This is a genomic window from Alexandriicola marinus (assembly GCF_004000435.1).
Taxonomy (GTDB): domain Bacteria; phylum Pseudomonadota; class Alphaproteobacteria; order Rhodobacterales; family Rhodobacteraceae; genus Alexandriicola; species Alexandriicola marinus.
The window spans coordinates 1,042,643-1,063,722 of record NZ_RBVZ01000001.1 but is presented as its reverse complement, the minus strand read 5'-3'; the positions used below and the strand labels follow the sequence as shown (position 1 = coordinate 1,063,722).

At 64.2% G+C, this 21,080-nt stretch carries 22 protein-coding genes; 9 read left to right on the top strand and 13 right to left on the bottom strand.

The features are described 5' to 3' along the window. The 4 genes from EP376_RS05185 to EP376_RS05170 form a co-directional block, all read right to left on the bottom strand. A complete protein-coding gene (locus EP376_RS05185; RefSeq protein WP_127654453.1) occupies positions 1-933 on the bottom strand; it encodes a homoserine O-succinyltransferase in 933 nt (310 codons plus the stop codon). A 51-nt stretch (positions 934-984) separates the two neighbouring features. Then, complete coding sequence (locus tag EP376_RS05180; RefSeq protein ID WP_127654452.1) at positions 985-1,866, bottom strand: ATPase; 882 nt, start codon at positions 1,864-1,866, stop codon at positions 985-987. A 93-nt stretch (positions 1,867-1,959) separates the two neighbouring features. Continuing rightward, positions 1,960-3,072, bottom strand: a complete 1,113-nt coding sequence (locus EP376_RS05175) for an OmpP1/FadL family transporter (RefSeq protein ID WP_127654451.1) — start codon at positions 3,070-3,072, stop codon at positions 1,960-1,962. Positions 3,073-3,171: 99 nt separating this feature from the next. Further along, positions 3,172-4,053 (bottom strand): DMT family transporter, encoded by an 882-nt coding sequence (locus tag EP376_RS05170; protein WP_127654450.1) that lies wholly within the window; start codon positions 4,051-4,053, stop codon positions 3,172-3,174. A gap of 74 nt (positions 4,054-4,127) precedes the next feature. On the opposite strand from EP376_RS05170, the gene EP376_RS05165 reads away from it, so the two are divergent. Continuing rightward, complete coding sequence (locus EP376_RS05165; protein ID WP_127654449.1) at positions 4,128-4,748, top strand: hypothetical protein; 621 nt, start codon at positions 4,128-4,130, stop codon at positions 4,746-4,748. A 69-nt stretch (positions 4,749-4,817) separates the two neighbouring features. Here EP376_RS05165 and guaA read toward each other — a convergent pair whose 3' ends face one another. Both guaA and EP376_RS05155 read right to left on the bottom strand, forming a co-directional pair. Further along, the gene (guaA, locus tag EP376_RS05160; protein WP_127654448.1) at positions 4,818-6,383 is read right to left on the bottom strand and encodes a glutamine-hydrolyzing GMP synthase; all 1,566 of its coding nucleotides are present in this window, start codon (positions 6,381-6,383) and stop codon (positions 4,818-4,820) included. Positions 6,384-6,518: 135 nt separating this feature from the next. Then, positions 6,519-6,722, bottom strand: coding sequence for a hypothetical protein (locus tag EP376_RS05155; RefSeq protein WP_127654447.1), 204 nt, complete (start codon positions 6,720-6,722; stop codon positions 6,519-6,521). A gap of 155 nt (positions 6,723-6,877) precedes the next feature. On the opposite strand from EP376_RS05155, the gene EP376_RS05150 reads away from it, so the two are divergent. Together EP376_RS05150 and EP376_RS05145 are read left to right on the top strand one after the other, a co-directional pair. Then, complete coding sequence (locus EP376_RS05150; protein WP_164744865.1) at positions 6,878-8,053, top strand: alpha/beta hydrolase; 1,176 nt, start codon at positions 6,878-6,880, stop codon at positions 8,051-8,053. A 184-nt stretch (positions 8,054-8,237) separates the two neighbouring features. Beyond that, positions 8,238-9,779 carry a trimethylamine methyltransferase family protein gene (locus tag EP376_RS05145; RefSeq protein ID WP_127654445.1) on the top strand — a complete coding sequence of 514 codons (1,542 nt, stop codon included), beginning with the start codon at positions 8,238-8,240 and terminating at the stop codon, positions 9,777-9,779. A 5-nt stretch (positions 9,780-9,784) separates the two neighbouring features. Here EP376_RS05145 and EP376_RS05140 read toward each other — a convergent pair whose 3' ends face one another. Next, on the bottom strand, positions 9,785-10,093 hold the full coding sequence (locus EP376_RS05140) for a DUF6477 family protein (protein WP_127654444.1): 309 nt from the start codon (positions 10,091-10,093) through the stop codon (positions 9,785-9,787). A gap of 241 nt (positions 10,094-10,334) precedes the next feature. On the opposite strand from EP376_RS05140, the gene EP376_RS05135 reads away from it, so the two are divergent. Together EP376_RS05135 and lipA are read left to right on the top strand one after the other, a co-directional pair. Further along, entirely contained in the window at positions 10,335-11,444 is a 1,110-nt protein-coding gene (locus EP376_RS05135) for a DUF6456 domain-containing protein (protein WP_127654443.1), read from the top strand. Positions 11,445-11,552: 108 nt separating this feature from the next. After that, the gene (gene lipA, locus EP376_RS05130; RefSeq protein ID WP_420837118.1) at positions 11,553-12,512 is read left to right on the top strand and encodes a lipoyl synthase; all 960 of its coding nucleotides are present in this window, start codon (positions 11,553-11,555) and stop codon (positions 12,510-12,512) included. 41 nt (positions 12,513-12,553) lie between these two features. On the opposite strand, the gene EP376_RS05125 is transcribed toward lipA, so the two are convergent. The 3 genes from EP376_RS05125 to EP376_RS05115 all read right to left on the bottom strand — a co-directional run bounded on the left by EP376_RS05125 (position 12,554) and on the right by EP376_RS05115 (position 15,283). Continuing rightward, positions 12,554-13,813, bottom strand: a complete 1,260-nt coding sequence (locus tag EP376_RS05125) for a sensor domain-containing phosphodiesterase (RefSeq protein WP_127654441.1) — start codon at positions 13,811-13,813, stop codon at positions 12,554-12,556. A gap of 89 nt (positions 13,814-13,902) precedes the next feature. Beyond that, the gene (locus EP376_RS05120) at positions 13,903-14,793 is read right to left on the bottom strand and encodes a c-type cytochrome (RefSeq protein WP_127654440.1); all 891 of its coding nucleotides are present in this window, start codon (positions 14,791-14,793) and stop codon (positions 13,903-13,905) included. A gap of 19 nt (positions 14,794-14,812) precedes the next feature. Continuing rightward, complete coding sequence (locus EP376_RS05115) at positions 14,813-15,283, bottom strand: c-type cytochrome (RefSeq protein ID WP_127654439.1); 471 nt, start codon at positions 15,281-15,283, stop codon at positions 14,813-14,815. A gap of 92 nt (positions 15,284-15,375) precedes the next feature. On the opposite strand from EP376_RS05115, the gene EP376_RS05110 reads away from it, so the two are divergent. Beyond that, positions 15,376-16,266, top strand: a complete 891-nt coding sequence (locus EP376_RS05110; RefSeq protein WP_127654438.1) for a LysR family transcriptional regulator — start codon at positions 15,376-15,378, stop codon at positions 16,264-16,266. Here the strand turns inward: EP376_RS05110 and EP376_RS05105 are convergent. Beyond that, positions 16,256-16,438: a hypothetical protein gene (locus tag EP376_RS05105; protein WP_127654437.1), complete on the bottom strand. Its 183-nt coding sequence runs from the start codon at positions 16,436-16,438 to the stop codon at positions 16,256-16,258. The genes EP376_RS05110 and EP376_RS05105 overlap by 11 nt on opposite strands. Then, the gene (hpt, locus tag EP376_RS05100; RefSeq protein WP_127654436.1) at positions 16,435-16,986 is read right to left on the bottom strand and encodes a hypoxanthine phosphoribosyltransferase; all 552 of its coding nucleotides are present in this window, start codon (positions 16,984-16,986) and stop codon (positions 16,435-16,437) included. The genes EP376_RS05105 and hpt overlap by 4 nt, the downstream gene beginning before the upstream one ends. Positions 16,987-17,064: 78 nt before the next feature. Between hpt and EP376_RS05095 the strand changes: the two genes are divergently transcribed. The 3 genes from EP376_RS05095 (at position 17,065) to EP376_RS05085 (ending at position 19,837) form a co-directional block, all read left to right on the top strand. Then, a complete protein-coding gene (locus EP376_RS05095) occupies positions 17,065-17,997 on the top strand; it encodes a tetratricopeptide repeat protein (RefSeq protein ID WP_127654435.1) in 933 nt (310 codons plus the stop codon). 101 nt (positions 17,998-18,098) lie between these two features. Then, entirely contained in the window at positions 18,099-18,551 is a 453-nt protein-coding gene (locus EP376_RS05090) for a type II toxin-antitoxin system RatA family toxin (RefSeq protein WP_127654434.1), read from the top strand. Beyond that, positions 18,548-19,837: an MmgE/PrpD family protein gene (locus EP376_RS05085; RefSeq protein ID WP_127654433.1), complete on the top strand. Its 1,290-nt coding sequence runs from the start codon at positions 18,548-18,550 to the stop codon at positions 19,835-19,837. The genes EP376_RS05090 and EP376_RS05085 overlap by 4 nt, the downstream gene beginning before the upstream one ends. On the opposite strand, the gene EP376_RS05080 is transcribed toward EP376_RS05085, so the two are convergent. Further along, positions 19,819-21,000, bottom strand: coding sequence for an ammonium transporter (locus EP376_RS05080; protein ID WP_127654432.1), 1,182 nt, complete (start codon positions 20,998-21,000; stop codon positions 19,819-19,821). The genes EP376_RS05085 and EP376_RS05080 overlap by 19 nt on opposite strands. Positions 21,001-21,080: the final 80 nt, after the last annotated feature.

Genomic DNA, 21,080 nt, shown 5'->3' with positions numbered 1-21,080 from the left:
CTAAGCGCCAATGGCATTCATGTCGTAAGGGGTGGATTGATAGATCTCGTTGATCCAGTTGCCGTAGAGCAGATGGGCATGGCTGCGCCACCGGTTGGGCGGTCTCTGCGTGGGATCGTCGCCGGGGAAATAGTTCACCGGAACACTGATCTCGGCGCCTTCGACCTGAACCGATTTCAGGTCGCGCTGGTATTCCTCGTTGAGGGTGCCGCTGTCATATTCGAAATGGTTGAAGACATAGAGCGCACGATGCTCCGGGTCTTCGACAAGGGCGGGACCGACCTCGTCGGAATGCAGCAGGATCGGCAGGCCGGCGGCCTCGATCTCGTCGCGGCGCATTTCTGTCCAGCGGCTGACCGGCATGACCAGATCGTCGGAAAAGCCTCTCAGATAAGGGCTTTCCTGCGCAAGGTTCATGTGCCGGAAGCAGCCGAACAGCTTTGCGTCCAGCATGTGCTTTTTCACGCCGTGGAAATGATGGATCATGGCCATCCCGCCCCAGCAGACGCCGAAGGTCGACTGGACGTGGCTTTGGGTCCAGTCGAAGACGCGGGTCAGCTCGTCCCAATAGGTCACGTCTTCGAAAGGCAGATGCTCGATCGGAGCGCCGGTGATGATAAGGCCGTCGAATTTCTCACCGGTGGCCTCGACCTCCTCGAAGGGGCGGTAGAAGCTTTCCATATGTTGGGCGGCGGTGTTCTTGGTCTCGTGATCGGTCATCCGGATCAGCGAAAACTCGATCTGCAACGGCGTCGCGCCGATTAGCCGGGCGAATTGCGTCTCGGTCTGGATTTTCTTGGGCATCAGGTTGAGGAGCCCGATCCGAAGGGGGCGGATATCCTGCCGCGCGGCCTGATCCTCGCTCATCACCATGACGCCCTCGCGAGTGAGGACATCATAGGCGGGCAGGGTGGCAGGCAGCTTGATCGGCATCTTTCAACTTTCCGGCTGGAAGCGATCAGATAGGCGCATCGCGGTTCGATCTCAAGTCATTGAAATCCGTCTGTCCCGCGCGGCCAGCACATCGGCCACCATGTCGATGACATCGGCCTCGCTGCGGACATCGGCCACGGCCTCGGCCTTGACGGTCAGGCCCCAGCGGTCGGCCATGGCGCGGTAGCGGGGCTGGCGATGGGCCAGCGCCTGCGCATAGGTCCAGCGGATGAAGGCATCGGGATCGACCTGATCGCCGGTGCAGCCTTCCCGGTCGAGGTAATCCGACCAGACCCGTCCAAGGAATTCGGGCTGATAGCTCATCGGTTTGGGCGCCTTGTCGAAGCGGCGGATCAGCTCGGCCGTGTGGGCATCGGACCCTTCGATCCACAGGATCAGCGTGCGCGCGCACAGATGCGACATGATCGGATCGGCGGGATCGTCGGGATTGACCCATTCGCAGATCGATCCTCCAGTGTCGCAAATGAAATGCGGATAATCGTAAAGCCATTCGGCCCGTTCGATGAAATGGCCGGTATCCAGAAGGGCGGCCTCTTCGGCGCGGCGGAACAGCATCTGCCTGTCGCGATACTCTTCGATCGGAAGGCCGCCTTTCGACGGATCGCCGGGCTTGCCCAGATATGTCGATACCGGGGTGAGGTTATCGAAGGTGATGTTCGATCCGATGTAGATCGAATCCGTCAGAAGCAGGTCGCGCAGGAACGGCACCTGCATCGCATGATGCTTGGCGTTGTCGGTGATCGCCTCGCCCAGATAGCGGGTGCCGATCCGGTAATCGATCGAGTAATGGAACCAGCCGCCTGCATCGCGCAGCAAAGCGGACAGATGGGTCTTGCCCAGACCGGACATGCCCATGACCAGAAGGCGTTTCTTTGGCGCATCGCGCCAGTGCTGTGCGCTGGAGTAGATCATGCCGCCTTTGCTAGCCGCCCTCTGCAGCGGGGGCCAGCCGTTTCTTGCGCGTGATGCCCCGCGCTGTCGCGGGGCATCGTCGCATATCTTGCATCAGAAGCTGTAGCCGACCTGAACGCCGGCAGCGATCGCGCTGTTGTCGGCAAAATCGGCTCGCGCCGTGTCGGAGGTTTCGGGCTGCGCCTCGCCAAAGACGGTGTAGCGGATGCCGCCCCCGATCGAGAGAGCCTCGGTCAGCTGGTATTCCGCGCCGATCCCGACCGACACGTTTCCGTTCGTCGGCGACAGCGGCGAGACAAGCGGATCGCCCGCGCCCTCGTAGCCGATGCTGAAGGAGGCGGACAGGTCGTCGGTAAAGCGGCGTCCGACGCCGAGCGAAAACGCCGTGCCGTCATCGATATCGGTCAGGCTTGTACCGATATTGCCCGCAAAGAAATCCGGTGCGACGATGGTCTTGGAATAGCGCGCATGCCGGATCTGACCGAAAAGGAGCGTGTCGGGCGCAATGCCGGTCTGAAAGTCGATATTCACCGCATCGGGTGTTTCCACTTCGGTCGGGCTTCCCGGATTCACGACGGCGCCATTGAATGTCTCGACCGAGTTGAATTCATGGGTGATCGAACTGAAATAGGTCACTGCGAGGCGCAATGCGATATCCGGCCTTTCATAGGCCGCGCCCACGAGATAGCCGACACCCGTGCTTGTTTCGAGCGCCACATCGTAGGTGATTCCGCCATAAGCCAATCCGGACAGAGTGATGTCGCCGGATAGCTGTTCGCCCCTGACACCGGCATGGATCGAGAAGTTGTCGCTGAATTCATATCGGCCGATCGCGGTGAGCGCGTAGCTGTCGAGCCGCGCCTCCGTTCCGCCCAGCATCGTTGCCGCGGGATCGCCGGGATAGAGAACATCCACGCCGAAAGGCTGATCGAAAATCAGGGCTGCCGAAATCTGAGGCGTCATCTGAATTTTCAGACTTGCGCCAAGTTGACTGAAGCCGTCGGCCACACCGTCATAGGCCGCGCCGCCGAATGCCGGCAAGTCCGCGCCGGTGATATTGGGCGTTACATAACCGAAACTCAGCTCGACCGCATTTCCATCCGAGAATATCGCACCGATATTCTGGTTGGACCGATCAAGGCCGACGGCCCCTGCCTGGCCTGCCATTGCAAGCAAAGCTGCCCCCGAAACTGCAAGAATTCGCATGGATCCTCCCTGACCCGTGAGTGTTGGTGGGCAAACGTATGAGGGATTTGCGCCCGGGGTCAATTCGAACCCGGCGTCACATCGGAATTGAACACAGCATCATTTGACGATCCCGCCGGGAACGGGCAATTGCCCGCGTGTGATATTGATGTAATTGCCCAAGAAGATCAGGGCCGCTCCGACGAAAATAACCAGTTCCAGCGGTTCATCATAAAGCAGCATCCCGACGATCGCGACGACAGGCAGGCGGGCGAAATCAAGCGGCATGACGATACTGGCCGGCGCGATCGACAAGGCGTTTGTCAGGCAGAAATGCGCCAGAAGCCCCGCACAGGCGATCAGCAGCAGCCAGGGCGCCGTGGCCGCACTCGGTGCGGCGATGTCGCCGTCGAACCCCGCGAAGACGAGCCCGAGGATCGCCTGTAGCACGGTCAGCCAGAACATGATCGTGTAGATCGTCTCGGTCTTGGTCAGCGAGCGCGTGCAGACGGCCGTCGTCGCGAAGGCCACCGCCGCGATCGCCGCGGCGAAGACCCCGGCATTGGCCCCCCCGACTTCGGGGCGGGCCACCAGCAGGATCCCCAGAAAGCCCAGTCCCGCCGCGATGATCCCATAGCGCGTGATGCGTTCGCCCAAAAACAGCGCCGACAGGAAGATCGCCCAGATCGGTGTCGTGAATTCCAGCGCAAATACCTGCGCCAACGGGATCACCGTGATGGCGAAGAACCACAGGTTCTGGCCGGCGAAATGGGCGAGATTGCGAAAGACATGAAGACGCAGCCTCTGGGTGCGGGCTTCGGCAAGGCGGCCGGTCGCGGCGCCGATGATGATGACGATCACCATCCCCACGAGAGACCGGTAGAGCATGATCTCGAACGTATCCAGCTCGAAGCTGACCTCCCGGCCGGCAACAGCCATGGACGTGAACGAGGCGATGGCCCCGGTCATCCAGAATGCCGCGCGGATCGCTGGATTGGTCATGGCGTGAGATGTTCACAGGGCTGCGGAGGCGTCAAGCCTTCGCAACCGGGAACAAATGGGTCTATGCTGCGCGCATGGATAAGTTCATCCCGACCATTGCCGGACTTGCCCTTCTGTGCGCGGGCCCCGCCGCGGCACAATCCGTGCTCGACAGGCTGACAGTCTCGACAGAGGCGTCGTTTCCCAGGGTGCCTGTTGTCCGGATCATGGACGATGTTTCCGATGTCTGCGGCGGCGGCGTGACGGCCAATGCGGTGTACTGCACGAGCGATAACACCATCTACCTCGCGCCCGAGGGCAAGGACGGTCGCGACGTTTACGCGCTGGCGCATCTCTATGGCCACGGGCTTCAGGTGCGCTACGGGATCGCCGATCTGGCGCTGAACGCGATCCTCGCGAACCGGGAACGCGAGGCGGAGTTGCGCGGAATGGTGACGCGTCAGGTCGAGTGCCTTGCGGGGTTCCTCGTGGCCCGGGCCGGGATCGAACCGCCGCGCATCGCGGATCTGTTCGAGGCCGAACCGATGACCGGCGCCCATTGGGGTCGCAGGCCTGTCAGGGCGGGGCCGGAGGTGTCCATCGGGCTTGCGGCGCGGGCCACCTGGTTCGCGCATGGAGCCGCGGCCACAACGGCTTTGGACTGCACGGTCGAGGAGGTTCCGGCCGACCTGATTGCCGCCGCGGACCGCGGCTGATCAGGGGCCGCACCAAAATTGGCCAATTTTGGTCCCCCGAATTTCCCGAAATTCAGACCCGTTGCAGCCCTATTCCCATTCGATCGTGCCGGGGGGCTTTGAGGTGATGTCATAGGTCACGCGGTTGATGCCCTTGACCTCGTTGATGATGCGGGTCGCGGTTTCACCGAGGAAATCATGGCTGAACGGATAATAATCCGCCGTCATCCCGTCGACTGACGTGACGGCGCGCAACGCGCAGGCGTAATCATAGGTCCGCCCGTCGCCCATCACGCCGACTGTCCTGACCGGCAGGATCGCGCAGAAGGCCTGCCAGATCTCGTCATAGAGGCCGTGTTTGCGGATCTGGTCAATATAGACCGCGTCGGCCTTGCGCAGGATCTCGAGCTTTTCGCGGGTGATCTCTCCGGGGCAGCGAATGGCGAGCCCCGGCCCGGGGAAAGGATGACGCCCGATGAAATGATCGGGCAGGCCCAGTTCGCGACCCAGTGCGCGGACCTCGTCCTTGAACAGCTCGCGCAGGGGCTCGACCAGTTTCAGGCCCATCTTTTCGGGCAGGCCGCCCACGTTGTGGTGGCTCTTGATCGTGACCGACGGGCCGCCCGAGAAGCTGACCGATTCGATCACATCCGGGTAGAGCGTGCCCTGGGCCAGGAATTCCGCCCCCTCGATGTCATTGGCGTATTTCTGGAACACGTCGATGAACAGCCGGCCGATGATCTTGCGCTTGGTTTCGGGATCGCTTTGCCCGTCCAACTCGCCCAGGAACAGGTCCTGTTCCTGGGCATGGATTACATGAAGGTTCATGTGATCGCGGAACATGCCGACGACCTCTTCGGCCTCGTTCAGCCGCAACAGGCCGTGATCGACAAAGACGCAGGTCAACTGATCGCCCACCGCCTCGTGGATGAGGGCTGCTGCGACCGAACTGTCGACCCCGCCCGACAGCCCGCAGATCACCTTGGCGTCACCCACCTGTTCGCGGATGCGCGCGATCGCCTCTTCGCGGTAGGCGCCCATCGTCCAGTCGCCCTTGAAGCCCGCAAGTTCCACGAAGTTGCGATAAAGTGTCTGTCCGTTGGGAGTGTGGTGGACCTCGGGATGAAACTGCACCGCATAGAACCGGCGCTCGGGATCGGCGGTGATCGCGAAGGGCGCCCCGGGCGAGGTGCCCAGCACGCCGAAGCCGGGTGCGATCTCGGCGACGTGGTCGCCGTGACTCATCCAGACCTGTTCGCGATCTGACTGGAACCAGCCCTTGAGGATCGGATCACTGGCCTCTGTCGGGGCGACGAAGGCGCGGCCGAATTCGGCCGTGGCATGTTCGCCCGCCTCAACCCGGCCGCCCAGGTCCTGCATCATGACCTGCTGGCCATAGCAGATCCCGAGGATCGGCACGCCCAGATCATAGGCGGCCTGCGGCGGACGGGGCGAGCCGTCGCGCATCACCGAATCCGGGCCACCCGAGAAGATGATCGCCTTGGGCGCAAACTCCGCGAGGAACGCGGCATCGACCTTCTGGAAGGGGTGGATTTCGCAATAGACGTTCAGCTCGCGCAGGCGCCGCGCGATAAGCTGCGTCACCTGGCTGCCGAAATCGATGATGAGGAGGCGGTCATGGGCTGTGCTGGTCATGGTCAGGCTCTACTGCCTTGCCGCGAAGGCGGCAAGCCTTCCCGTATGGCGATCCCGTGCACCGCAGAAAGCCCCGGGGCGCTTTTTCGGTGCACGGGATCTCCCCGGTGCCGGATGGCCTGTCCGGCCGGGTAATCAGATTGCCCGGGGCCCGCGGGCGAGGAGAGCGGAGAATCCGGTGCGGCGCGGGGCGGGCTTGGCCGGGGCGGGCGTCGTCACGGCCGCCGCCATGTCATGGGCGGCCTTGCTGCGAAGCATCCGGCCCTGGGCCATGTGATAGGTGGTGTCGATCGACCCATCGGGGCGGCGGCGGATTTGGGGGGCGGTGTGGTTGGTCATCGTTTCGGCCTTTCCATCTGAACTGTCCCTCTTGTGACACGGGGCAGGTCCCCCCGCTTGAAGAGCGCCTGAAGAAAGCCTTTCGGTTTCCTTGTGATTGTCTTGAGATGCGATTGAGACTTGCCCCGGACACATCGGGATGCCGTTATGAGGCCATGGAAATCAGCTTTCGCGATTGCCGGATCGATCTTCTGAGCCGACAGCTCTGGCGGGGGAACGAAGAGGTGCATGTGGAGCCGCAGGTCTTTGACCTGATCGTCTTGCTGACCCGGCATCCGAAGGAGGTCCTGTCCCGCGATACCCTGATCGCCGAGATCTGGAATGGCGTCATCGTGTCGGATGCCACGATTTCCGCCCGGATCAGCGCGGCGCGCGCCGCACTTGGCGATTCGGGCCAGCGGCAGGAGGTGATCCGGACCGTACCCCGGCGCGGGATCATGTTCGTGGCCGATCTGGCAGGGGGGCCGGCGACGCCCCCGGCGCGTCGGGACAAAGGTCCGCCCGCTGTGCATTATGCCTCCTCGGCGGATGGCTCGGCCATCGCCTGGAGCGTGTCCGGCGCGGGACGCCCCCTTGTCCGGATCGGGCATTGGCTGTCGCACCTCGAACTCGACTGGAAGGGCCCGATCTGGGGCGAACTGATCGACAGGCTCGGGGCCGAGAACCGCGTGATCCGGTTCGATCTGCGTGGAACCGGTCTGTCTGCGCGGGATGCGCCGCTGACCGGGATCGACGATTTCGTGGCCGATCTTCTGGCGGTGATCGATGCCGCCGGTGAAGATCGCGTCTCGCTTTATGCGCCGTCGCAGGCGGGGCCTGTCGCCATAGCCTTTGCCGCGCGCTATCCCGAGAAGGTCGATCGGATCGCGATCCTTGGCGGCTATACCGAGGGGCGCATCCATCGGGCCGCCCGAACCGACACCGTCACCGAAGAGACGATGCTCGACATGATCCGGGCCGGCTGGGGCCGCCGGGAAAGCGCGTTCATGTCGGCGTTTTCAACGCTGTTCGTGCCCGACGCCACACCCGAGCAGCGCGATGCGCTCGTCGAGATGCAGCTGGCCACCGCCGATCCCGAAACCGCCGTCACCCTGCGGCAGGCCATTGACCGGTTCCTCGTGACGGATCTGCTGGAGAAGGTGCAGGCACCGACACTGGTCTTTCATGCCGAGAATGATGCGATCCACCCGATGAGCCAGGGCCAAAAGATCGCGGCGGGGATTGCCGGCGCCGAATTCATCCGTCTGCCGGGACGCAACCACGTGTTGCTCCCACAGGAGCCGGGATTCGCGCAGATGATGGATCGGCTGAACCCGTTTCTGCGTAGCTAGGTTCGTCGCGATCCGGGGCGCCGCTGCCCTGTTTGTGCCGCCATGAAATGCACGGATGTCGCTTTCGCGCCGCAAAGGACGCAATCCGCGAATTTGTCCGGCGCCCAAGTCGGTATCACTCGCTCAACTGGGCGGGTCTGACCGCTCGATAACCTATCGAGGATTCTCCATGGAGGATGGCACCATGAGCGCACGTCCAGCACGCAGGGGCAGGGGGGGCGGCGGTGCCGCGCGTCGGGCCGAGCGCACCGCGATCTCCGTCGAGACGGCGAAATACATCGAACGCAACATCCCGAATTTCGAGGTCCTCACCGAAGAGGCGCTCGAGATCATCGAGCACAACGCCGAGACCGTGCTCGAGGAAATCGGCGTCAACTTCGTCGACAACCCGGCCGCCCTCGATCGCTGGCGCGCGGCAGGCGCCGATGTCACGGGCGAGCGGGTCCGCATCCCGCGCGGTCTGGCGCGTCAGCTTTGTTCCACGGCACCGTCGCGGTTCGTCCAGCATGCCCGCAATCCCGAAAGATCGGTTGAGATCGGAGGCAAGTCACTTGTTCTGGCCCCGGTCTATGGCCCGCCCTTCGTCAGTGACATGGAAGGCGGGCGCCGCTATGCGACGATCGAGGATTTCCGCAACTTCGTGAAGCTGGGCTACATGTCCAAATGGCTCCACCATTCGGGCGGCACCGTATGCGAGCCGACGGATGTGGCGGTTAACAAGCGCCACCTCGATATGCTGCACGCCCACATGACGCTGTCGGACAAGCCCTTCATGGGGTCGGTGACCGAACCCAGCCGGGCTCAGGATTCGGTCGATATGGCGGGGCTCCTCTTCGGCGAGGAGTTCGTGCAGCAGAACACGGTGATGACCTCGCTGATCAACATCAACTCGCCGCTCACCTTTGACGGCATCATGATGGGGGCGCTCGAGGTCTATGCGCGGAACAATCAGGCCGCGATCATCTCTCCCTTTATCGTGGGCGGTGCGATGGCGCCCGTCTCGGTCGCGGGCACCTTGACGCAGGTTCTGGCCGAGACGCTGGCGGGCATCGCCTACAGCCAACTCGTGCGCGCTGGCGCACCGGTGATCATGGGCGCCTTCGTCACGTCGATCGACATGAATTCAGGCGCGCCGACCTTTGGCACGCCGGAGGCCGCGCATATCACCTATGGCGCGGGTCAGCTCGCACGGCGGTTGGGACTACCCTACCGGTCTGCAGGGGCGTTCTGCGGATCGAAACTGCCGGATGCCCAAGCAGCCTACGAAACCGCCAACAGCCTGAACATGGGGCTTTTGTCCGGGGTGAACTTTATGCTCCACGCCTGCGGCTGGCTCGAGGGCGGTCTGGTCGCGAGTTTCGAGAAATTCGTCATGGATGCCGATCAGCTTGGCGCCTTGCACCATCTGGCCCGCGGCGTCGCGCATGATGAAAATGCGCAGGCCATGGATGCGATCCGCGAGGTCGGCCCGGGCGGGCACTACCTTGGCTGCGCCCATACTCAGGCCAATTTCAAATCCGCCTTCTGGAGGTCGGAGGTCTTCGACTACAAGCCTTTCGAGACATGGTCGGAAGAGGGCGCGCAGGACACGATGGCCCTTGCCGCAACCCGGGTGCGCAAGCTGCTGGCGACCTACCAGCAGCCTGCCCTCGACCCCGGGATTGCCGAGGCGCTCGACCATTTCGTGGCCGAACGCAAGGCGGCCGTGCCCGACAGTTTCATCTGATCGGATCACCCCATCGCGGACGGGCCCGCGGGGCGCATGTGGCGCAATGCGCGGGCCTCTCCCATCAGAGCGATCAGGACATCGACGTGGCGTGAGACCGCGTAGTCCGGCGACTTGCTGCGCCGGGCCGTGTCCAGTTCGGCCTCGAGTTCCAGCAACAACATGATCGCCTCGCCGGTGCCGGGAGCGAACGGCCGGTCGAGGAGCCGGGGCAACCGTTGCGCCCGGTCGTAGTCGTCAACGCCAAAGCGGGCGGCCCGAACCAGAAGCCGTGGCCGTTCAAGCTGCGCGATCATCGAAAGAATGTCCTGCATTGTCTGCGTTTCCCTTGCCAGGTTCGAAAAGTGTCAGACAAGGATTGCACAACCTAAACATGTGTTGCGCGAGGTGGGTATCCTAAGTGCGCTGTGGTCAGTGCCGTTTATCCCTTTGATCCAATATTAGAACGGAGCACTGATTGTTAACAAATGTGTAATTTATACAATTTTAAGATGTATCCGCTGCCAGCGGATCGGCCTTCGCCATTCGTTCACCATGACACTGGAAACGGAACTCATGAACCCACGGTCACTCAGCAAGACGCCGTCTCACAGCCTTCCCGATTGGGTGCCTGCGCCGGCGGTCCACTACCTCGTTCACACCGAAAGCGGAACATCGATCCGGGAAATCGCCCGTCAGGCGGATGTTCATGCCTCGACGATCCTGCGCCAGATCCGGCGCTTTGAATCGCGCCGCGACGATCCTCTGGTCGACGGCGCCTTGCGCAGATTGTCGCATTGTGTGGCCGCAGGGCCTGGGAAGGGAACCCGGCTGACGGCGCATGGCATGGGCCCGCTGGATCGCACGTCGGGCGATGGCGAGGGGCAGGACATCATGCACGAACTGCGTCGCGTTCTTCGCAGGATGACGGAATCCGGGGCGATCCTGGCCGTTGCCCGCGACATGGAGACCGCCGTCGTCCTGCGGGAGGGCGCCGACGGAGAGACCCAGCGCACCGCAACCGTGCCGCGCAACATCGCGCAGGCTCTGGCTCTCAAGGAATGGATCGAAAGCCGCGCCCCCGAAAAGCGCGTGGCCCGCTACCGGATCACCGCGGCCGGCCGCACCGCCCTCAAGGACATGATCCTTGCGGGCGATGACAGGGCGGCGCCTCCGGCGGGCTTTGCCGAAAGGGCCGCGCATTTCGATCCCGCCGCTTCCGATCCGCTGTTGCACCACATGCGCAACAGCCTGACCGAAAGCCCGCTTGTGGGCCTGTCCCGGCGGCGCGACCGGGCGGGAAAGCCGTTCCTGTCGCGGGCTCATGTCGCGGCGGGGGAACGGCTGCGCGAGGATTTCGAGCTGTCCGCTCTGCTGCCCGGCGGGGCAATCGACTGGCTGGCCTTCCTCGAGGGCGGCGATGCGGAGCGGCCCGATCGGCCCGCCGAGGCGTCCCCCGTGACCTTGCAGGCGCAGGACCGTGTCGCCGCCGCGTTGCGCAGTCTGGGATGTGGTCTGGGCGAGGTGGCCTTGCGGGTCTGCTGTCATCTCGAGGGGATGGAAACCCTTGAAAAGCGCATGGATTGGTCGGCGCGGTCGGGCAAGATCGTCCTGAGGATCGCGCTGACGCAACTGATGCGCCACTACGAGGAGGCCGAGGGGCCACACGGGCCGATGATCGGCTGACCGAGCCATGCGCAAATCGGGGCCCGGGCTTGCACGGGTGTGATTGGGCTTTCGCCGGGAATGGTCTATGATCAATGGCGAAGTGAATGCCCATCGCAGGAGAGCGAGTTGCGCGACCTCAAGATTCCGGCCCAGCGTCACCCCGAAAAGGCGCATCGGCCTGACAACGATCAACCCCGCAAGCCCGACTGGATTAGGGTCAAGGCCCCGACGTCCGAAGGCTACAAGCAGACCCGCGACATCATGCGGGCGCACAAGCTGGTCACCGTCTGTGAAGAGGCGGGCTGCCCCAACGTGGGCGAATGCTGGAGCCAGGGCCACGCCACGATGATGATCATGGGCGAGGTCTGCACCCGGGCCTGCACCTTCTGCAACATTGCGACGGGCAAGCCGCCCGAGGCGCTCGACGTGTTCGAGCCGGGCCGGGTGGCCGATGCGGTCAAGAAGCTGGGTCTGAACCACGTGGTGATCACCTCGGTCGATCGCGATGACATCGAGGATGGCGGGGCGGAGCATTTTGCCCAGACGATTCGGGCCATCCGGCGGCAGGCGCCCGAGACGACGATCGAAATCCTGACGCCCGATTTCCTGCGCTGCGATCCGTCGGTCCTTGAGGTTGTTGTCGCGGCAAAGCCGGATGTCTTCAACCACAACCTAGAAACTGTGCCGGGGCTCTACCCGGAGGTGCGCCCGGGTGCGCGGTATTTCCATTCACTGCGTTTGCTGCAGCGGGTCAAGGAACTCGACCCGAGCCTGTTCACCAAGTCGGGGATCATGGTGGGCCTTGGTGAGGACAAGCAATCCGTCCTTCAGGTCATGGATGACATGCGCGCCGCCGACGTGGATTTCGTGACCATCGGCCAGTATCTGCAGCCCACTCCGAAGCATCACCGGGTTGATCGCTTCGTGACGCCCGAGGAATTTGCCGCCTATGAAAAGGCCGCCTGGGGGAAGGGATTTCTCATGGTCTCGGCCACGCCCCTGACACGCTCGAGCTATCACGCAGGCGAGGATTTCGAACGCCTGCGCAATGCCCGCAACGCGGCGCTCGAAGCCAATCCGGCCTGACATCGGCGGGGCAGCGGCCCGTCTGGCGACGGGCGGTCGCCTCAGGCCGCTACGTCGATCAATCGGTCGAGATCGAGGTGATCGAGCGGCAGGGGCCGGCCAAACAGCCAGCCCTGGGCAAGATTGATCCCGAGCGATTTCACGGTGGCAGCCTCGGCCTCGGTCTCGACGCCTTCGGCAAGAACAAGGGCACCGGTCTCTCCGGCGAAATGCTTCAGCGCCGCCATGATCGCGCGGTGCGTAGCGATCGTGTCGATGCCCTTGGTGATGGAACGGTCGAGTTTCAGAAGATCGGGTGCCACGGAGGCAATGCGCTGCAGTCCGGAATAGCCGGCGCCCACATCGTCGATCGCAACGCGCAGGCCATGCAGACGACAGGCCGACAGGCGACGGAAGAAGACCTCCTGTCCCGGCGCGTCGTGATGTTCGGTAATCTCCAGCACCATTCGGTGAAGCGGCTGGCCCTCGAGCAACCGATCGAACCTGCGGTCACAGACCAGCGCGGGCGAGGCGTTGAGCGACAGGTAGATATCCTCGGGCAAGGTCTCGAACGCCCGCAGGGCAAGGCGGAATGTCGCCTCTTCAAGATCGAGCTCTAGCCCGGCGACACCGGCCTCGTGGAACCACTTGTCCGGGCTGCGATACGGGTCCGAGCAGAAACGGGTCAGCGCCTCGACCCCGGTCACCCGTCCGGTGCTCAGGCTGTAGAGCGGCTGATAGACCGTGCTGAAGGCGCCCGAATCGAGGATCCGGCGGACCCGTTCGACCGAACTCTGCAGATCGGCTTCCCGTGCCTCGATCAGGCGCACCTGCCGGGCGGCCAGGTTGGCGAAGGTCTGCATCACGGCCAGATCGCGGCCGTTGAGCGACCTGTTCGGCTCTGGCGAGAGGCAGCAGAACATCCCATAGGGAGACCCGTCAGACCGATAGATCGGCAGGCTGACATGGCTGCGGATCGGGACGGATTCGGTGACGTCGAGCGTGCTGCAGAACGGCACGTCGCGGGTATCGGGGATCAGGTTGGGCAAGGTCCCGTCAAGAACCCGGGAGCAATAGACCTGCGACAGGGGCCATTGATCGCCCGGCTTGATCAGGTGTTCGAGCCCCGGCGCCGAAACCGACCGGAACACGATCTGATCATCCGTGAATTCGGAGAGATACCCGATCGGCATATTCAGATGGAGACGAACCGCTGTCAGCGCCTCCTCGATCAGGTCTGCGGGCGAGGCGTCGGCATTCGCACTCAGGGCCGCAAACGGTAGTGGAACAGGCTTTTCAACTTGTGCATCGGAAACCAACATGACGCTCTCCCAAAAAACTGGGACAGTCTTCTCACAGAGGTCTTAACGCTTTGTATTCGGGCGTGGGCCCCGGACCCGGGGCCGGCCGTCTACCCCCCGGAGCGCGGCAGGGCGAGCAGGTAGGCCGCGATCGCATCGCGATCCTCGGACGAAAGGCGCGACGTGTTTTCGATCACCTCGACCATGTCGCCACCTGCGGTGTCGAAGCTCGGGGTGAAGCCGGTCGACAGGTATTGTGCGATGTCGAATGCCGTCCAGCCCAGCGCATCGGGCGTGATCGCGGGCACACGACCGTCGCCCGCGGGTTCCGGCGCACCGGCAAGCCATGCATCGTAATCGGCCATGCCAAGTCCGTTTCGCGGCGTGTGGCATTCCGCGCAATGGCCCAGTCCTTCGACAAGATGGCGTCCGCGCGCCACCTCGGGCGACACATCGCCCGCGAGAACCATCTCGGGGCCGCCGGCCATCAGTTTCCACAAGCCCAGCGTTCTGCGGATGTTGAACGGAAAGCCGATCTCGTGATCAAGGCTCGGGGTCGGATCGGCGGGCATCGTACGCAGATGGGCCGCCAGATCGACGATATCCTGCGCCGATGCCCGGAAATAGGAGGTATAGGGAAAGGCGGGATAGTAATGCGCCCCGTCGGGCGAAACGCCGCGCAAGACCGCGTTCGCGATATCCATGTCAGACCAGGCGCCGATCCCGGCGTCGGGGTGGCTCGAGATATTGGGCGCGATGAATGTGCCGAACTGGCTTTCGAAACGCCGCCCTCCCGACATCACGGGCGCCGCGACGGCCGCATCGGCCTCGGGGGCGACATGGCACGAGGCGCAGCCCGCCGCGATGAACACCCGTTCACCATTGGCCGCGTCGGCCACGAGGCCGTCGAGCGCATCCTCGGGCAGGGGGTCGGGCCCCGACAAGACCCATGCCCCCGCCGCAACGGCAAGGGCACAAGCTGCAAGTATCCAGCGGATCATGGGGATGAGGCCCCCTGGATCAGTTGTTGGATTGACGGTAGTTTTCGTGACAGCTCCCGCAAGAGGCGCCAACCGGGCCGATCGCGGCCCGCAGGGCGTCGAGCCCGCCGCCCGCCGCGTCCTGCATTCCGGCCACGGCCGCGCTGAAGGCCTCTGCCTCGGCACCGATGCCGCCATCAGTCCAGATCACCTCCAGCGCGCGGGTGCCTTCGACAGCGCCCGCATGCGACCCGGGGACCCAGTAGAATCGCTGGCTCATCGAGGCCAGCGCGGCAAGGTTGTCGGCCGCTGCCTGAGCGGCCTCGGCGTCGTAATCCATGCGGCCCTGCGCCATTCCGCCCAGAACAGCCAGGTTTGCGGAATAAAGCTGCATATGCGACTGGCGCGCCTTGACCGCAGCGGCGAGAGGATCGTTACTCTGGGCAGAAGCAATTCCTGCGACCGCGATACCGGCAGCAACCAAAACCGAAAGACGAATTATTCTGGTCATGAGGACCTCCCTGTAAATCACATCATGCGCAACAACTTAGCTTTTGTCGGCCGGTCGCCCAGTCGTCATTTTTGCGGAAGCCTCGTTCAGTTATGCACAAGTCGAATTGGGACGATCTGAAATTTGTTCTCGCCGTGGCCGAGCACGGCTCCGTCAATGCGGCTGCCAAGGTGCTGGGCGTCAACCATGCCACCGTTTTGCGACGCGTCTCTGCCTTCGAGGAGGCGCATGGCGGCCCCGTCTTCGAAAGGGCAGCGCAGGGCTATGCGGTCCTGCCGGGAAAGATGGGCCTGATCGGGGCCGGTCGCGATGCGGCGGCGGCAATGAGCCGGGTTGACCAGATGTCGGCCCATGCGCACGGGGGGACGCTCACCCGGGTTCAGATCACCTCGACCGACAGCCTGTGCACCTATCTGCTGCCGCGCCTGTTCGCAGCGGTGGAGGATTGTGGCGTCGCTCTCAAGATATCGTCGACCAACAGCCACATAGACATGGGGCGACTGAGGGCCGAGATCACGATCCGGCCCGCGCTCCGGCTTCCGGGGGACCTTGCAGGTTTCGAGGCCGGGGAGCTTGCGATTTCGGCCTTCGCCCCGGCAAACGGCGCAGGGTCGCGATGGCTGGGCATGAGCGGTTCGCTGTCGCGGGTGGCTGCGGCCGACTGGATGGCAGAACATGGCCATGATCTGGATGTCGGCGGTGCCGCGGACAGTTTCCTTGCATTGCACCAGATGGTCGGCGCCGGGATAGGGCGCGCATTCTTCCCGACATTCCTGGGGCGCGACGATCCTCGCGTGGTGCGTGTCGCGGATGGGGCGCCGGATTTCCGCGTTCCGATCTGGGTCGCCAGTCATGCCGACCTTGCCGATCTGCCGCGGTTGGCCCGGATCCGGCGCCGGCTTGCCGAGGCGATCGAGGACGAGGCCGACTGGCTGGCAGGCGAGGCGCCCTTTCCGGGGCCGATCCCCGGGCTCAGCGGATAACCGGCGGTCGCGCCCGTTCCGCGGAAACCCAGTCAGGCAGACCGATCGTCCGCTCGATGGCGAAGATCGCCACGCAGATCGCGATGATCGATACCACGAGGATCACACGGCTCATGGGCGGGGGATGTGTGGCCCAGCGTTTGGCACGCAGCAGCCAGTGCAGGTAGTTCACGTCCCGCTCTCTTCGGTCAGTCGCACCTTGCCGATGAACGGCAGGTTCCGGTTCCGCTGGGCATAATCGATGCCGTAGCCCACGACGAATTCGTCGGGGATCGTGAAGCCGATCCAGTCGGCCGCGAACTCGACCTCCCGGCGGGAGGGTTTGTCCAGCAGCGCGATCGTGCGCATCTTCGCCGGGTTCCGGTTGCCGAGGAACCGCGCCACATGGGCCAGCGTGTGGCCTGTATCGACGATGTCCTCGACGACAAGCACGTCGCGCCCCTCGATCTTGCCACGCAAATCCTTGAAGATCCGCACCTCTCGGCTCGATTCCATCGCGTCGCCATAGGACGAGACCTCGAGGAAATCGACTTCGACAGGCAAATCCAGTTCGCGCACCAGATCGGCGATGAAGACGAACGATCCGCGCAGCAAGCCCACCACCACCAGTTTCTCGGTATCGCGGAACTCGCGGCGTATCTCGCGCGCAAGCTCTTCGATCCGGGCCGCGATGGCCTTGGCCGAGATCATCTCGTCGATTTCATAGGCGGGGGACGACATGGGGCAGGGCCTTTCGGTTGCGGTTTCAATCGCGGCCGTTTCTGCGATAGCTTCGGGCGCATTGATAGGGAGTTTGCAATGACGTGCAAGATCTTCGCTTTGATTGCTGCAGTGTTGCTGGCCCTGCCTGCGGCGGCGCAGGATCACGACGAGATGACCCGGGCGCGCGATCTGCTGATCGGGGGCGCGCATGCCGAGGCGATTTCCCTTCTGCGCCCATCGGCGGAGGCAGGCCATCCTCGGGCGCAAAACCTGCTGGGCGCCGCGTATGAGCACGGGCTCGGGGTCGCGCAAAGCGGGGCGGAGGCGCTCCGTCTCTATACGGCCTCGGCAGATCAGGGATATCCGCCCGCGCTCTTCAACCTTGGTCTGATCTTTGCACGCGGCGGCCCCGGCATCGCCCCCGACAGGGCGCGCGCCATCGAGATGTTCGACCGCGCCACGGCGCTCGATTACAGCGCGGCATTTGGCGCCTACGCGGGCTATCTGCTTGAAACCGCCCGGTCACAGGCCGACCGCGACCGGGCGCTGACGCTGGCGCTGCGCGGCCTCGATCTTGGCGATCCCGCATCGATCGAGATCATGGCCTTCCTGCGGCGCACCGGGCAGGCCGGCCCTCAGGACCCGACCGCCGCCCGGCGGCTCTATGAGATCGCGGCGCTTCTGGGCTCGACCTCGGCACAGATGCAGGTGGCCGGGATGTTCGCGCAGGGCGAAGGCGGGCCGCCCGACTACCGTCAGGCGCATGAATATTACACCTTCGCGATCGAAGCGGGGCGTGCGGAGGCGCTTCATGCGCGCGGCCGGGTGGTCATGAACTGGCCCGATCAATTCGAAAACGGCCGGGTCATCGGACTGGCCGAATGCCTTGCCGGGGCCGATCTGCTACGCCGCAACGACTGGTTCGCCATCTGCAAGACGCAGGCAGAGAGCTATCCCCAAGACCTCTATGCCGCCGCGCTGGCCGAGGTGCCGGCAATCGTCGAGGCTTTCAGCGCGATGCAGCAGTGACTCCCAAGAGCGACAGCGCCGGGGCAAGCCGCCGCATCCCCCTTGAATTCGTCCGCCCCTGTCTGACATGGAGCGGGCACACGACAAGACGGACCCGATGAATGACCGCACATTCCGAAACCCGGACCCTGCCTTTCACGCCCCAGCAGATGTACGATCTGGTGGCCGATGTGGCCCGGTATCCGGAATTCCTGCCATGGACGGCGGCGGCCCGGATCCGGTCGGTCGACGAGGCGGGCGATCACTCGGTGATGCTGGCCGATCTCGTCGTGTCGTTCAAAGTCTTCCGCGAACGGTTCGGCAGCCGGGTCACGCTCTGGCCCGGGGACATGAAGATCGACACCTCCTATATCGACGGCCCGTTCCGGTATCTCGACAGCACATGGACGTTCCGCCCGGCCGATCAGGGGTGCGAAGTGCAGTTCGACGTCGATTTCGAGTTTCGGAACCGTATCCTGCAGGGTGCCGCAGGCATGTTCTTTTACGAGGCGATGCAGCGGATCGTGCGGGCCTTCGAAAAAAGGGCACACGACATCTATGATCCGATCAAATGAGCATTGAAGCGACGCTTGCGCGCTTTGCGCACGAGGCGCGCCCGTCGGCCGAGGCCCGCGATATCCTTAGGCTTTGCCTGCGCGATTGGGCCGCTTGCGGCATCGCCGGGGCAGGGGAGCCTGTCGCCCGTATCCTGCGCGCGCATCTGGAGGGCAGCACCGGCCCCGCAACGCTGATCGGCGGCGGGACAGCGCGTGCGGGCCACGCGGCGCTCTGCAATGGGACGACATCTCATGCGCTGGATTACGACGACACGCATTTCGCCCATATCGGTCATCCGTCGGTTGCGGTGATCCCGGCGGCCCTCGCTCAGGCGGAACAGACGGGCGCATCGCTCGACGCGCTGGTCGAGGCGGCAGCGATCGGGGCCGAGGCGTCGATCAGGGTCGGGATCTGGCTTGGCCGGGCGCATTATGAGACGGGCTTTCACCAGACCGCGACCGCGGGGGCGTTCGGGGCCACGCTGGCCGCCGCGCGGCTCCTCTCGCTTGAGCCGCAGGCGACCCGGATGGCGCTTGGCCTTGCCGCGACCCGGGCCTCGGGGCTGAAGTCGCAATTCGGCACAATGGCAAAGCCCTATAACGCCGGCCTTGCAGCCGAAACCGGGGTGGAGGCTGCACTTCTGGCCCGCGCCGGCATGACATCGGCGGCACGGGGGCTGTCAGACGGTCAGGGCTTCGGGCCGACACATCACGGCGCGGCCGACGCGACTGCATTCGATGGATTGGGCGACGACTGGGCCCTGATCGGAATCAGCCACAAATTCCATGCCTGTTGTCACGGGCTGCATGCCATGCTCGAGGCGCTGGCGGGCATGGACGCACTGGATGAGGATATCACGTCGATTTTGGTGGCGACCCATCCGCGCTGGCGCCGCGTCTGTGACATCGCCGAGCCACGGACCGGGCTCGAGGCAAAGTTCAGCTATCGTCTGACCGCCGCCATGGCGCTGAGCGGAATAGATACCGCCGCCATCTCAAGCTTCACAGATGAGGCCGCCCGCGACCCCGCGCTTTGCGCGCTGCGCGACAGGGTTTCGGTCGTATCGGACGACACGCTGACCGAGATGCAGGCCCGCGTAACGATCGCCACCGGCGCGGGCGACAGGATCGAGCTGTGCCACGATCTGGACGCCACGCTGCCCTATCCCGCGCGAGCCGAGCGGATCGACAGAAAGACCCGGGCCCTGATCGGAGCGGCCCGGGCCGATGCGCTGCGCCTTGCGGTCGAGGGTGAGGCGCTTGAGCCCCTCACCCGGTTGCTCGCTCAGGACGTCAGCTCATAGGCGCGTTCGCCGTGGACCGACAGATCGAGCCCGCCACTCTCGGTTTCCTCGTCGACCCGCAGGGCCGTGATCGTCCGAAGAACGACGATCAGCACCACCGTCACGACGGTTGTCCAGACCCCCACGATGGCCAGCGCGCCCAGTTGAGCCGCCCATGAGCCCGCACCAAAGACCGCGATCATGATCGTGCCGAAGATGCCGCCCACGCCATGCACCGCAAAGACATCGAGCGTGTCATCGATCCTGAGCGCGTTGCGGATCAGGTTCACCGCCTCCTGACACAGGATGCCCGCGATGCCGCCGATGACCAGCGCCTCGACCGGGCCCACGAAACCCGAGGCCGGAGTGATCGAGGCCAGCCCCGCGATCGTGCCCGTGACCATACCGACCAGCGAGGCACGGCCGAACTTGATCCGCTCCCACAGGGCCCAGCTGAGCGAGGCGGCGGCCGCCGAGATATGGGTGACTGTGATCGCCATCGCGGCGCCGCCATCGGCGGCCAGCTGTGATCCGCCGTTGAAGCCGAACCAGCCGACCCAAAGCATCGCGGCGCCGATCATCACGAGACCCGGGTTATGCGGCGGCGTCGTCTGGTTTTTCCGCGGCCCGAGGAAAACCGCGAGGATCAGCGCGGCGATACCCGCCGTCTCGTGCACCACGATGCCGCCTGCGAAATCCCTCACACCCGTTTCGCCGAAGAGGCCCCCGTCGGCCAGGAACCCGCCGCCCCAGACCCAATGGACCACCGGCGCATAGCACAGCAGCATCCAGAGCGCCGAAAAGGCGAGCACAAAGCCAAAGCCGATCCGCTCGACATAGGAGCCGACGATCAGGGCCGGCGTGATGATCGCAAAGGTCATCTGGAAGGCAAAGAACAGAACCTCGGGCAGGGTGCCTGATACACTGTCCGCCGTCACACCCGACAGGAACGCGAGGCTCAGTCCGCCCCAATAGCCCGACCCGCCGGGGCCGAAGGCGATCGAATAGCCCACCGCGAACCACAACAGACTCATGAGGCAGGCAATGGCATAGCAATGCATGAACACGCTGAGCACGTTGCGGGCCCGAACGAGCCCCCCGTAGAACAGCGCCAGACCCGGCAATGTCATGAATAGCACGAGTGCCGTCGCCACGATGATCCAGGCGGTATCCGCTCCGTTCATGTGTTTTCCCCTTCCCATTTGGATGTTTCGGCGCAGAAGCCGGAAATCAAACGCCCAAGGAAGTGGCAGACGGCCGGAAA

What these genes read in the sequence shown, in the direction of transcription:
- EP376_RS05185 (WP_127654453.1), bottom strand. Translation starts at nt 933, where the DNA reads ATGCCGATCAAGCTGCCTGCCACCCTGCCCGCCTATGATGTCCTCACT.
- EP376_RS05180 (WP_127654452.1), bottom strand. Translation starts at nt 1,866, where the DNA reads ATGATCTACTCCAGCGCACAGCACTGGCGCGATGCGCCAAAGAAACGC.
- EP376_RS05175 (WP_127654451.1), bottom strand. Translation starts at nt 3,072, where the DNA reads ATGCGAATTCTTGCAGTTTCGGGGGCAGCTTTGCTTGCAATGGCAGGC.
- EP376_RS05170 (WP_127654450.1), bottom strand. Translation starts at nt 4,053, where the DNA reads ATGACCAATCCAGCGATCCGCGCGGCATTCTGGATGACCGGGGCCATC.
- EP376_RS05165 (WP_127654449.1), top strand. Translation starts at nt 4,128, where the DNA reads ATGGATAAGTTCATCCCGACCATTGCCGGACTTGCCCTTCTGTGCGCG.
- guaA (WP_127654448.1), bottom strand. Translation starts at nt 6,383, where the DNA reads ATGACCAGCACAGCCCATGACCGCCTCCTCATCATCGATTTCGGCAGC.
- EP376_RS05155 (WP_127654447.1), bottom strand. Translation starts at nt 6,722, where the DNA reads ATGACCAACCACACCGCCCCCCAAATCCGCCGCCGCCCCGATGGGTCG.
- EP376_RS05150 (WP_164744865.1), top strand. Translation starts at nt 6,878, where the DNA reads ATGGAAATCAGCTTTCGCGATTGCCGGATCGATCTTCTGAGCCGACAG.
- EP376_RS05145 (WP_127654445.1), top strand. Translation starts at nt 8,238, where the DNA reads ATGAGCGCACGTCCAGCACGCAGGGGCAGGGGGGGCGGCGGTGCCGCG.
- EP376_RS05140 (WP_127654444.1), bottom strand. Translation starts at nt 10,093, where the DNA reads ATGCAGGACATTCTTTCGATGATCGCGCAGCTTGAACGGCCACGGCTT.
- EP376_RS05135 (WP_127654443.1), top strand. Translation starts at nt 10,335, where the DNA reads ATGAACCCACGGTCACTCAGCAAGACGCCGTCTCACAGCCTTCCCGAT.
- EP376_RS05125 (WP_127654441.1), bottom strand. Translation starts at nt 13,813, where the DNA reads ATGTTGGTTTCCGATGCACAAGTTGAAAAGCCTGTTCCACTACCGTTT.
- EP376_RS05120 (WP_127654440.1), bottom strand. Translation starts at nt 14,793, where the DNA reads ATGATCCGCTGGATACTTGCAGCTTGTGCCCTTGCCGTTGCGGCGGGG.
- EP376_RS05115 (WP_127654439.1), bottom strand. Translation starts at nt 15,283, where the DNA reads ATGACCAGAATAATTCGTCTTTCGGTTTTGGTTGCTGCCGGTATCGCG.
- EP376_RS05110 (WP_127654438.1), top strand. Translation starts at nt 15,376, where the DNA reads ATGCACAAGTCGAATTGGGACGATCTGAAATTTGTTCTCGCCGTGGCC.
- hpt (WP_127654436.1), bottom strand. Translation starts at nt 16,986, where the DNA reads ATGTCGTCCCCCGCCTATGAAATCGACGAGATGATCTCGGCCAAGGCC.
- EP376_RS05095 (WP_127654435.1), top strand. Translation starts at nt 17,065, where the DNA reads ATGACGTGCAAGATCTTCGCTTTGATTGCTGCAGTGTTGCTGGCCCTG.
- EP376_RS05090 (WP_127654434.1), top strand. Translation starts at nt 18,099, where the DNA reads ATGACCGCACATTCCGAAACCCGGACCCTGCCTTTCACGCCCCAGCAG.
- EP376_RS05085 (WP_127654433.1), top strand. Translation starts at nt 18,548, where the DNA reads ATGAGCATTGAAGCGACGCTTGCGCGCTTTGCGCACGAGGCGCGCCCG.
- EP376_RS05080 (WP_127654432.1), bottom strand. Translation starts at nt 21,000, where the DNA reads ATGAACGGAGCGGATACCGCCTGGATCATCGTGGCGACGGCACTCGTG.